Genomic DNA, 10,607 nt, shown 5'->3' on the forward strand with positions numbered 1-10,607 from the left:
CGCGCTCTGATTACCAAACCGGCTATTGTGCTGGCCGACGAGCCGACCGGCAACCTTGACAGCAAGACCAGCGCCGAGGTGCTGGGACTTATCAAGCGTACCAGTGCGGAGTTCCGGCAAACTGTTGTGATGATTACCCACAACAACGACATAGCCCTTCTTGCAGATCGGATTGTCCGTATTGAGGACGGCAAGATTGTGGAGTAAGGAGGTGGCAAGCTATGACATGGCCTTTTGAGAATGACACCAGCGCTATTATTAAAAAATTAGCGTCTGCTCAATTAAAGAAAGAGCGTTTGAAGAAGATTTTTACGATTATTGCAATTTCATTAGCAACATTTTTGATGGTGTCTGTATTGCTTCTGGCTTCTGGAATTATTACAGTGAACCAAAATGGAGGTAATAACATTACGGGTTCCTATCATGCTCTTATTTCCAGCATAGAAAAAGAACAATATCAAAAACTGTCTGATGATGTGCGAGTGGATTTATGCGGATTCACAGCTTCTATTGGTAGTGTTAAATCTGGAAATGATCGTCTTAATATTTCGTATTCCAACAACGATGCACTTACATTAAACGGGCTATCTGTTTCCGAGGGGAAAATGCCAGAGAAAGATAATGAAATACTGATTGAACAAGAATACTTAATTCGACAGAAGATAAATGCAAAAATTGGAGATACCATTTCATTACCAGACCCAAACAACGGCGAGGAAAAATCCTTTATTATAACAGGATACTTGAAAACAGGAGCTAAAGGCACTGACCGTTCATTATATGCGGCTATGGTTTCTGAAGAATATTTCTTAGAAATGGATGGATGGAATAACTTTTCACCGGCAGTAATGCTTCGTGTAAATTTAGATGCAAAGACGAACTCTGAGGTTGTAAAAAACTTAATATCAGAGATAGCGACTGATGCAGGTTGTAAAGCGACTCCTTCTTATAATGAAGCATATTTGAATCTTAGCCAGCCTTCGGTATTGATGGTTATGGCGGCCGTTGCTGGGCTTGTTGTTATCGCAATCGCTGGTGTTTTGGTAATATACAATATTTTCTATATTTCCATTATCAATTCAATTAAAGAATACGGACAGTTTCGCACAATAGGGATGACAGCAAAACAGATTCAAAAACTTGTTCTTAGGGAGGGAACTTTGCTGATGTTACCTGCAATTCCTATTGGACTAATTGCGGGAATTGTAGTGGCTTATATTTTAATTCCGCATGGATTTGAATTATGGAATGTGCTATGGATATGCCCGATTGTTGTTGCGTTAACCTATGCCACTGTGCGCCTGTCCATCAAAAAACCTGCTAAAATTGCTGCGACCGTTTCACCCATAGAGGCTTCCCGCTATGAACAAAATAATCAACCCAAATGTAAACATAGGCAGCACAAACTAACGCCGGGATCTTTGGCAGTAAATCAAGCTCTGCGTTATAAGAAAAAGAATATACTGACAGTCGCCTCTCTTGTCTTGACTGGCGTTTTACTGTTAGGTTTATCTTCTGTCCTTTCTTCTATAAATGCAAAAGATATGTCTTTATCTGGGTTTGCAAGAGGACAGTTCATTTTAAGAATCTCAAATCAGGAGCTAATGGAAAGTCCTTTGGAGATATTACAGAAATCAAGTCCTTTTACGGAGGAAGTGGAAAAAGAACTCTCACAATTATCAGGTGTGCAAAGGATTATAAACGATCAGCATCTACCAGTTTCCTATGATTTGCAAGCAATGGAATCAGATGCTGAAATTGTAGGATTTGAGAAAGCAGATATGACTTTGTTGCAAAGCTGTATCTTAAATGGAGAAATATCAGATTATGAGCAAATGGCAACTGAAAATCAGATGGTTATTGGCCGGCCGAATGACTTTGAGAAGTATTTTGGTATTCGTCCAGAAGTCGGCTCGTCGGTGCCTCTAAAGATTTTTGATGGGGATCATACGAAGAATCTGGAATTTGAGATTGCGGCAGTTCTTGACGAAAGTAAGATTGGAAATAATGGAGATAAAATAGATATGCTGTTATTGCCGGTTGATTCAATGCAAAAAATTGCACACAGCAATTTAACATATCAGTATGTAATTTGCGTAGAGGATTCTTTTGAACAGCAAGCAGAAAATGAAATAGACCAAATTGTATCAGATAATCCACGACTGAGTATTGATTCGCTTTCTGCTGCGATTGCCCAAAATGAAAACTTCTTGCAGGGAACACAGTTAGCCCTTGCAATAGCCATTGTTTTAATTGGTTGTTTTTCTGTGATGAATTTGCTAAATACAATTTTGACGGGAATTATTGTAAGGCGCAAAGAGTTTTCTCTCATGCGTTCAGTGGGAATGTCTCAAAAACAATTATCCGTGATGGTTCATAAAGAGGGATTGATCGTAGTTGGTATTGGACTTGTATTATCTGTGATAATTGGTGGAGGAATTGGATATGTTCTTTGCTCATTTTTGAAAAACAACCTAATGAACTATTTGAATTATCAATTTCCATTGGGTATTACAATCTTGTATTGTGCGATTGTTATTTTATGTAGTGTGCTGATTACAACAGGAGCCTTAAAGCAGCAAAGCAAGTTATCAATGATGGAAGCTCTGCGATAAGTGTATTTTTTTAGAATATCAGAGGAGGCGATGCAATGGAACTGACCCCGACATTGATTTTGAATCTGGCGCTGCTGATCGTCCCGCCCGTTGTCCTTGTGCTGGTGTTCCGGCAATGGCTGGCCCGGCACATCCGCTGGACGGTTGCCTTGACTGCTCTCTGTGATGTTCTCCTGTTTTGGGATGAACTGTTCTACTATGAGAGTTTCGGTCTGTTCGCTGTGCTGATTCTGGTGCAGTTGGTGGCCACCGGAGTTATAAAATATAAAAGACTTCTTAATCAAAATAAAATCGTAACGATTTTCTCTTTCCCTTTGCGGTAACGTCCCATGTTGGGCGTTTCGTAGATTGTGATTTTCTCAATCAGCTCATGGAGCATGAAGCTGTCGAGTTCCTCAAAACTGGTGTATTTCTGGATTAGCTTTGAAAAACGCTCCACGTCAGACATTGCGGCATTGGAACTGTCAATGCGTTTTTCCAATTCACGGATAGTGTGTTGCAATGTTTCTTTTTCTTCATCGTAGTTCCCAATAAGCATCGTGAAAATATGGTCTGGCAGCTTGCCCGAAAGGTTGTCCTCATACGCCCGTCGGAGCTTTGCATCAAGCCCTGCAAGCTGGTTTCTCGAAGCGGTCAGTTCGGATTTCATCTGCGACACTTTTTTCTGATCGTCGGAGCATTTCTTTTCTGTCATTTCTTTGACAGCCCGTTCCGTATCCTCTGCAAACAGGACAGCATTTCTTTTTATGTCCTCTTGGACAATGCGTGTAATCGTGTCGCAGCTTATATAATGGCTTCTATTCAGCTTGTCGCAAATCAAGCTGGTGAAAGTCAAAGGCAGGTGCAACGCTACATCCGCCTGACCGAGTTAATCCCCGAACTGCTGAACATGGTGGACGAAAAGAAAATTGCCCTGAACCCGGCCTATGAGCTGTCCTTTCTCAAAAAAGAAGAACAGACACAGCTTTTGGACGCTATGGACAGCGAACAGGCTACCCCTTCTCTTTCCCAGGCCCAGCGGCTCAAAAAATTCAGTCAGGAGGGGCGTTTATCCATAGATGTAATGCGAGCGATTATGGGCGAGGAAAAGAAAAGCGATCTGGACAAGGTGACGTTTACCTCCGACACCCTGCGGAAGTATTTTCCCAAAAGCTATACCCCTGCCCGGATGCAGGAAACCATCATGCGTGTGGTTGCCATGATGGAATCCTCCCTTCAAAAAATAAGGACAGCTACATGAGAGCTGTCCTTCGGTCAATCCGGTTTCTCGATATTTTGTTGTGCTTTTAGCTCTGCTGCTTTCTTGCTGTCTACAAAATGTGTTGCATACCATTTTTCTATTTCCAAGTCCCCGCTTTTACTGAACCGCAACGGGATGACCGGCTTATGCCCCTGGCCGTTTTTCTTTTTTCACCCCACTGCTTATAATAGCAGAAGGAGGGTTTTAGTCCTGTTTTCTGTGCGTACACCCGCATCTGGCACATAATGAAAGAGAGTTTTCGCAGGTTGACCATGCAGACCCGTTCCAGGTAGTCCACGCGCCCAAACCTCCAGTCCTCATATTTTTGTTTCGGCAGAAAACCAATTTCCATCAGAACATCCACCGGAGCCGCATACCCTCGCCGCTGACATTGGTGATAGACAGCCGAATGTACTTTTCCAATCAGTTCTTTGTCATTCATCTCCGTGTTCCTTTACAAGATACAGTTTTTGATTTCTGGAACGTACTTTCTCCGGCTCTGAATACTGAACAATTCCTTCTGCCATCAGTTCCTTTAATGCTTTGGACAGGGTGGACGTTACTTTCGTATAACCAAGTTCGGATGCCAGCTCCGAAGTGGAAAGAGTTCTGTTTTCTGTCAAAGTGGCCACCACAAGCTCTTTCAGCTCCGGCAGACTGCGGCGCTGCTTTTTCTTTGGGGTAGCAGCAGTTTCCGGCAGAAGAAAATTCTTATGAATGGGCAGAATCACCGTAAAATAAGTCCTTTCTTCATCAGTTTCAAATAATGGCATATCCGAACCGTTTGCTTCCATAGCATGGAGAATTGTGGGGATTCCGGTATTGCGTCCCTCCACCAGTTTCAGCTCTTTTAGAAAATCTCCGATTCTCCGGTTCCGATAACGCCGGGAAATCAGCCGACAGTTCATCAAATCATCATTACTGATCGTGCGGTCCGGTCCCGGCAGGCTGGTAATTTCCATCCGGTCCGGCGTGACAGTAACCGTAATCGGTTCCCCGATTTGATAGGACTTGTGGTAGATAGCATTGGACAGGCTTTCTTCTACCGCCGCATACGGCAGGTTAAAAATGCGTACTGCTTCTGCCTGGTCGGGAAGTTTGATTACTTTTTCCTTGATGATGTAGTTTTTAATATAACTGAGCGCATCCCGCAGCTGGCGGTCAAGAGGACCCGCAAAAATCTTTTCTGTCATTCCAATGCCAGTCGGGTCGGGTTTATCAACCACCTCTATCCGGGCATACGGGAAAAAATCATCCGGGCGCTCATGGAAGAACATCAACCCTACATTCAATGGCCGTTTCCATTCTGAAGGCCCACCAATCAGGCGCATGGAAGCTGCGGTTTCTGTAACTGGCTGGGTAAGCGAGCGTTCATACAGATCACTCTTTACTGCATAAAGGAATTCCGAAATCAGGCTGGACTTCAAATCCTCTGGCCTGGCTGCTGGATTTGGGCGGTCATCATAGGGCTGGTTATTTGCCAGCATAAACAGCTCTTTTTCCTCCAGCTGATTTGCCCGGATGCTGTTGGACATTTTGCGGATATAGTATACTTTTTCTGATTTTGCGGCTTTTTCTGTTGGGAAAGCGACAGGACATTTATAAGGCCGGTCAGCTCCACCCGGTATCCATAAAACGATGATCTCTTTTCCTTCATAAGAAGCCTGCTCTACAATCGGAATATAACGCGGCTCAATCAGATTGCATTTTTGCAGCAATTCTTTATTGATCCGGTCAATGGAACTTTTGTTTAAGCCTTTGACCAGGAGCTTCGGCATTCCGCTTTCTTCCTCAATTCCAATAATGATGTAGCCGCCGCCCCAGTTGTCAATATCATTTGCGAAAGCACAAATAGAGTGCAAAATTGGTTCAGGATTCCAGTCGCCCTTATATTCAATACGCACGCTCTCAATCACACGCCGGTTAATTAAATCTGATACATTGATTGGCAGTGCCATAATAACCTCCTGACAGATGTGGAACATCCCCCATTAACTTACCCCATTAACTTACCCCTTTATTGTATCAGATATTCTGGCAAAAGCAAGGGATACGAAAAAGATCAAATTAGGAAGTGCTGAAAATGGTCAATCAAGGCTTGCCCCAATTCGCCCTCATACACAGCGATTTATCCTGACTTGCTAAAATGCGCTGGTAGTACATGGTGTTGATCTGCCGTTCCAGCTGCCGGACACGCCACGCAGATTTTGCACATTCTTCTGCATAAAAAGTCCTTGCCAGTTTATCCTGAACACGCATCAAAAGCCGATAATAGGACTAACTCAATTCGCTCCACAGTGTGGAACAAATTGAAAATATACAATTCGGCACACAGTGTGTGCCGAATCGGAAACAAGTAATAGAACTGACGCATCGCCCGAAGATTACAGACAGTAAAGCCCTTTCCAAACTCAACAGTCAGCTGTTCAAATAAATAATCCCGAAGTTTTTCTATACTTGATCCGGTCATTTTCTCCACACGCTTTATAGAACTACATCATGAGTGGTAGTCCGCTTCCGTCCCCAGCATATCCTCGTCATTGGAGGGATAGGTGGAACCGGACACCGCCGAGCCGATACTCTGGGCCAGCATGGAGCAGGAGGACAGGGTATTCATCAGCAGGCAGACCAGCAGAAACAGCGCCAGCACAATGAGGAATCCCTTCTTGTGCCGCATGACAAACCGGCCTGCCTGTTCCGCTTTTTCTTTGACAGACTTTGCCGCCTTGCCGGTCTTGTGCGCGGTTTTGGTAGTATGGCCTGCGGCCTGGGCCGTATGCCCAGCCGTTTGCCCGGTGCGCTTGGCGGCGGCATATTCCTTTTTGATGGCCTGCTTTTGCTGCCAGCGGGAAAGGGGATTACTGGCAAGCTGGGGATTCTCCGCCAGGGACTTTTGGTACAGAGCGTTGATGTTTGCTTTTTCCAGCTTTTGCTCCGCCTTTGCCGCTTCGCGGTAGGGTTTCAGTTTATGGCTGCGGTATCCCTCCCACACCAGCCGCGCGCTGACTTCAACAGCCTGCTCGGTCTTGTGCGCCCCCTCCACGCCCACATTGTCCTGTTCGGACTTGCGGATTTCCTTATGCGCCCCGGCAAGCAGCGCGTTGGCCGGAGCGCCCCGTACCGCATGGGACAGCTTGGAGGGCGGCTTTGCCTGTTCCTCAAAGGTCAGTTTCGTTGTTTTCTTTCCGGTATCGGGGTCAATAACGGTCTGCCGGACCTTCTTTTTGGGTATCCTGGCCTGCGCCTTGCGGAAGTTATCAGCTACAACAAGAAGAACCTTGAGAGGGAGCTTCAGAACGAGAACCGACAGCACAACAGGCAACAAAACAGGACTAAGCGGAGGGAGGAAGAAATTTAATGAAAATCTGATAGAAATAAGAGTGTGATTGTGGTATTCTGTTAGAGGTACAAATCGGAATTTTTTAGTGGAGGGAAGATGGATATAATTTTATACTCAAATAAAATGGACGAATATCTAAAGCATGACAGTGTGATTGATTATGATAACAAAGTTATTATGGAATTAGCTGATACATTATTCAAAAAGGCAGATAATGAGATTGATTTCATTAAAAAAACCTATGAATTTGTTAGAGATAATATTTCACATTCAGCAGATATAAACGCAGATAAAATTACTTGTACAGCTTCGGAAGTGTTAAAAGCAGGTCATGGGATTTGCTTTGCTAAATCTCACTTGCTAGCAGCACTATTACGCTATAAAGCTATTCCAACAGGCTTTTGTTATCAAAAGTTAATTTTAGATGATGAAACTGCTCCTGTACTAATCTATCATGGACTAAATGGCGTATACATCAAGGATTATAAAAAATGGATTAGGCTTGATGCAAGAGGAAATAAAACTGGTGTTAATGCACAATTTTCAATAGACACCGAACAGCTTGCATTTCCGATACGTTCAGAAATGGGAGAAGTTGACTGTTTTATAGTATATCCTAATCCTGATATAGATGTATTGAAGAAATTGAAAACAAACAAAACGAGGACAGAACTTTGGAAAAATCTTCCCACTGAACTTGAGTATAACAAACAGTGTTAAATTCTTATTTGCCTAAATAACCATTACCCCAATCACAACAGAATAAGTAACACAGCGTCAAAAGCGTATAGAAACTTGAGAAAAAATTTACGACAAATTCAGTTTTCAAAAGGTATTGTCTGATGTATAATAAAAACAGTGGAAGAAGGTGATATTTTTGAATACAACGGAGCAGACACATCAACAGGATTTAGAACGTCTGAAATCACTCCGATATATGGATGATGATTTCATGTCCGTCTGTCTTGCAGATAATTTTGAAGGTGTGGAATTGATACTACGAATTGTTTTAGGGCGGGAGGATATAAAAGTTAAATCGGTCAGGACGCAAGAACCATTGAAGAATTTGCAAGGACGTTCGGCTGTTTTAGATGTTCATGCGATTGACAGCACCGATAAGGAATTTGATGTTGAAATTCAAAGGAAAGATGCAGGAGCAGGCGCAAAGAGGGCAAGGCATAACAGTAGCTTGTTGGATGCACACATATTAAATGCTGGTGATGATACGGAGGATATTCCCGACAGCTATGTTATTTTCATAACAGAAAATGATGTAATGAAAGGAAACCAGCCGATATATCCGGTAGAAAGATATGTTACTATCGGGGAAAACAAGGTATTGTTTGGCGATGGTTCGCATATCATATATGTTAATGGGAAATATAGGGGCAACGATGAGATTGGAAAGCTGATGCACGATTTTTCATGCACTAATCCCGATGATATGAATTATGAAACGCTTGCTAAAAAAGCACGATATTTTAAGCAAGACGAGAAAGGAGTTGCGGCTATGTGCAAAATTATGGAAGATATGAGGAATGAAGCGGAACAAAATAAAGCAAAAAGAACGGCGGTTCATTTAATAAAGTTAGGTAAAATGACTTTAGAGGAAATAGCAGAAGCTACGGAATTATCCCTTGATATAGTTAAAGAGTTAGAAAGTCAATCAATGCAGTTAGCGTAATCGGCAAAACAATTTAATATCAAAATAATAGCGTAAAGACGCATGGAACAGTAAATTGTAAACCATGCGTCTTTTTTACGCCCAAAAGGAGGAACATGAGCGACAACATTCAGACCAACACCACAGGGCGATTAACGCCCTGTTTACGTAAACGGTAGATAGTGAGTACCTATACAAAACTGGAGCAAACCTGTATGATAGAAACAGATTTGCTCCAGTCTTTATTTCACTTCTTCTTTACCGGGCTTCCGGCAATTCGCAGGCAGGTTCGGCGACCAGGGGAGTAAGTCATCCAGAAACCCACGGTCCGTATCATCCAGATGCTTTGGGATCTTGGTAAGCAGATATTCAAAATAATCATACGGTTTCAGGCTGTTGGCCTTTGCTGTTTCTGCAATACTATATATAATGGCGCTGGATTTTGCCCCTGCAACCGTATCGATCATCATCCAGTTTTTCTTGCCAATGCAGAACCCACGGATATCTAAAATTTCTGCTGGAACGTCGGCCAACGAAAGAGATGACTGATAATCAGCTAGCAGAGCTTGCACCCTGGAGTCAAAAACTCCAATCTATCAAAAATTGCATGTGAATTATAGTGAATTACTCCAACTCGCAAAGGGCTGGGGTAATTTTGTATCTGACCGCATTAATATTTGGCGCTTACCGTTTAGCGGGCAGCCAGAGAGATTGAGAAGCACCGAGGACGGCTACTATATCGAAGCACCAAAAACAGAAAGCGGATTCCGTCAAGTGCCTATGAGCGTAGCCGCTTATGAAGCGTTTGAGTGCGTGTTGAAGAAGCGCAGGGACGGCAGGTGCATTGAGGTTGACGGTTATAAGGACTTCCTGTTCCTGAACCGGGACGGCCTGCCCAAAACTGCCGTCAACTATGACGCCATGTTCAAGTGCCTTGCCAAGAAGTACAACAAGTGCCACAAGGAGCCGCTGCCCGATGTGATGACGCCGCACACCATGCGGCATACATTCTGTACCAGAATGGCAAACGCGGGCATGAACCCCATGGCATTGCCGTACATCATGGGACACGCCAACATTGTAATGACGCTGAACTATTACGCCCACGCTACTTTCCATTCCGCACAGGAGGAAATGGAACGGCTGCAAGCCAAGGCAAAAACCACCGCAGAGGCCAAGCCGGAAGCTACGGCGGAAAGCGCCGAGGAAACCAAGGCGGCATAAGTAGTACGCAGAATTTACTACTGCTTTTACTACTTTTGAGAGCGAAAACATGAGGGGTAATAAAAAGATTTGTGAGGTTCTTCCGATATGAAAAGTGCCGGAAAAGCCCGGAATAACGGGCTATACCGGCATATAAGAACATCTAAAGAGATAATTAGAAATCTATTAAATGATTAATTATAAATATAAGGGAGTGTAATATAAAGTGTGTAAGTTACCATTCTTCCCAAACTGAACCCCTGCTCTTGTCTGCCCACTACCTCCATTAGATAATGTTCCGTTTCCAAAACCATCACCTACATTCCCTCCCCTAATTCCAGACGAACTATTTTGGGCTTTCAATTTTTGAACGGACTGGTTATTGCCCAACGACTGCTTACTGTCCCCTCCCGGCATACGGTTCATGTTCATTGCCCCGTACTCCATATAGACATTATTCCCAAGCATCAATATCATGCCGCATTCTTCATACCTGTCCGTATTGTTGTCAAACACCTTATCCAGCAGGAGGTTATACCCTCCGTT

At 43.5% G+C, this 10,607-nt stretch carries 9 protein-coding genes and 5 pseudogenes; 7 read left to right on the forward strand and 7 right to left on the reverse strand.

Annotated features, from left to right (window positions below; genetic code table 11):
* From D7Y06_RS21675 to D7Y06_RS21685, 3 genes and pseudogenes are all read left to right on the forward strand, one after another.
* Window positions 1-207: pseudogene (locus D7Y06_RS21675) on the forward strand (ABC transporter ATP-binding protein); the annotation flags it as partial.
* Window positions 208-221: 14 nt separating this feature from the next.
* Window positions 222-2,615 (forward strand): ABC transporter permease, encoded by a 2,394-nt coding sequence (locus D7Y06_RS21680; RefSeq protein WP_120409689.1) that lies wholly within the window; start codon window positions 222-224, stop codon window positions 2,613-2,615.
* 35 nt (window positions 2,616-2,650) lie between these two features.
* Window positions 2,651-2,938 (forward strand): hypothetical protein, encoded by a 288-nt coding sequence (locus D7Y06_RS21685; RefSeq protein ID WP_120409690.1) that lies wholly within the window; start codon window positions 2,651-2,653, stop codon window positions 2,936-2,938.
* Here the strand turns inward: D7Y06_RS21685 and D7Y06_RS28085 are convergent.
* Window positions 2,896-3,309 carry a DUF4368 domain-containing protein gene (locus D7Y06_RS28085; protein WP_330566564.1) on the reverse strand — a complete coding sequence of 138 codons (414 nt, stop codon included), beginning with the start codon at window positions 3,307-3,309 and terminating at the stop codon, window positions 2,896-2,898. The two genes, D7Y06_RS21685 and D7Y06_RS28085, sit on opposite strands and share 43 nt — an antisense overlap.
* A 102-nt stretch (window positions 3,310-3,411) precedes the next feature.
* Here D7Y06_RS28085 and D7Y06_RS21695 point away from each other — a divergent pair.
* Window positions 3,412-3,855 (forward strand): annotated as a pseudogene (locus D7Y06_RS21695) (ParB/RepB/Spo0J family partition protein); the annotation flags it as partial.
* A 97-nt stretch (window positions 3,856-3,952) separates the two neighbouring features.
* Here D7Y06_RS21695 and D7Y06_RS21700 read toward each other — a convergent pair.
* The 4 genes and pseudogenes from D7Y06_RS21700 to D7Y06_RS21715 form a co-directional block, all read right to left on the reverse strand.
* Window positions 3,953-4,297, reverse strand: a complete 345-nt coding sequence (locus D7Y06_RS21700; protein WP_243119436.1) for a hypothetical protein — start codon at window positions 4,295-4,297, stop codon at window positions 3,953-3,955.
* A complete protein-coding gene (locus D7Y06_RS21705; RefSeq protein WP_120409691.1) occupies window positions 4,290-5,813 on the reverse strand; it encodes an RNA-binding domain-containing protein in 1,524 nt (507 codons plus the stop codon). Before D7Y06_RS21705 ends, D7Y06_RS21700 begins: the two co-directional genes overlap by 8 nt.
* Before the next feature lie 133 nt (window positions 5,814-5,946).
* Entirely contained in the window at window positions 5,947-6,114 is a 168-nt protein-coding gene (locus D7Y06_RS28430) for a DUF1016 N-terminal domain-containing protein (protein WP_158591460.1), read from the reverse strand.
* 247 nt (window positions 6,115-6,361) lie between these two features.
* Window positions 6,362-7,168: pseudogene (locus tag D7Y06_RS21715) on the reverse strand (CD1108 family mobile element protein); the annotation flags it as partial.
* Window positions 7,169-7,291: 123 nt separating this feature from the next.
* Between D7Y06_RS21715 and D7Y06_RS21720 the strand changes: the two are divergent.
* Window positions 7,292-7,915 (forward strand): transglutaminase-like domain-containing protein, encoded by a 624-nt coding sequence (locus tag D7Y06_RS21720; RefSeq protein ID WP_120409692.1) that lies wholly within the window; start codon window positions 7,292-7,294, stop codon window positions 7,913-7,915.
* 157 nt (window positions 7,916-8,072) lie between these two features.
* A complete protein-coding gene (locus D7Y06_RS21725) occupies window positions 8,073-8,879 on the forward strand; it encodes a PD-(D/E)XK nuclease family transposase (RefSeq protein ID WP_120409693.1) in 807 nt (268 codons plus the stop codon).
* Window positions 8,880-9,100: 221 nt separating this feature from the next.
* Here the strand turns inward: D7Y06_RS21725 and D7Y06_RS21730 are convergent.
* Window positions 9,101-9,361, reverse strand: a pseudogene (locus D7Y06_RS21730) (transposase domain-containing protein); the annotation flags it as partial.
* Window positions 9,362-9,569: 208 nt separating this feature from the next.
* Here D7Y06_RS21730 and D7Y06_RS21740 point away from each other — a divergent pair.
* Window positions 9,570-10,082 (forward strand): annotated as a pseudogene (locus D7Y06_RS21740) (tyrosine-type recombinase/integrase); the annotation flags it as partial.
* Window positions 10,083-10,259: 177 nt separating this feature from the next.
* On the opposite strand, the gene D7Y06_RS26180 reads toward D7Y06_RS21740, so the two are convergent.
* A partial coding sequence (locus tag D7Y06_RS26180; RefSeq protein WP_158591462.1) for a hypothetical protein occupies window positions 10,260-10,607 on the reverse strand: 348 nt, incomplete at its 5' end.

The sequence above is a fragment of the Roseburia sp. 1XD42-69 genome, from assembly GCF_003612565.1.
Lineage (GTDB): Bacteria > Bacillota > Clostridia > Lachnospirales > Lachnospiraceae > Roseburia_B.

Bases quoted from the DNA above. Each gene is read 5' to 3' on its own strand.
- D7Y06_RS21700 (WP_243119436.1), bottom strand. From the start codon at position 4,297: ATGAATGACAAAGAACTGATTGGAAAAGTACATTCGGCTGTCTATCAC.
- D7Y06_RS21720 (WP_120409692.1), top strand. From the start codon at position 7,292: ATGGATATAATTTTATACTCAAATAAAATGGACGAATATCTAAAGCAT.
- D7Y06_RS21685 (WP_120409690.1), top strand. From the start codon at position 2,651: ATGGAACTGACCCCGACATTGATTTTGAATCTGGCGCTGCTGATCGTC.
- D7Y06_RS28085 (WP_330566564.1), bottom strand. From the start codon at position 3,309: ATGACAGAAAAGAAATGCTCCGACGATCAGAAAAAAGTGTCGCAGATG.
- D7Y06_RS21680 (WP_120409689.1), top strand. From the start codon at position 222: ATGACATGGCCTTTTGAGAATGACACCAGCGCTATTATTAAAAAATTA.
- D7Y06_RS21705 (WP_120409691.1), bottom strand. From the start codon at position 5,813: ATGGCACTGCCAATCAATGTATCAGATTTAATTAACCGGCGTGTGATT.
- D7Y06_RS28430 (WP_158591460.1), bottom strand. From the start codon at position 6,114: ATGCGTGTTCAGGATAAACTGGCAAGGACTTTTTATGCAGAAGAATGT.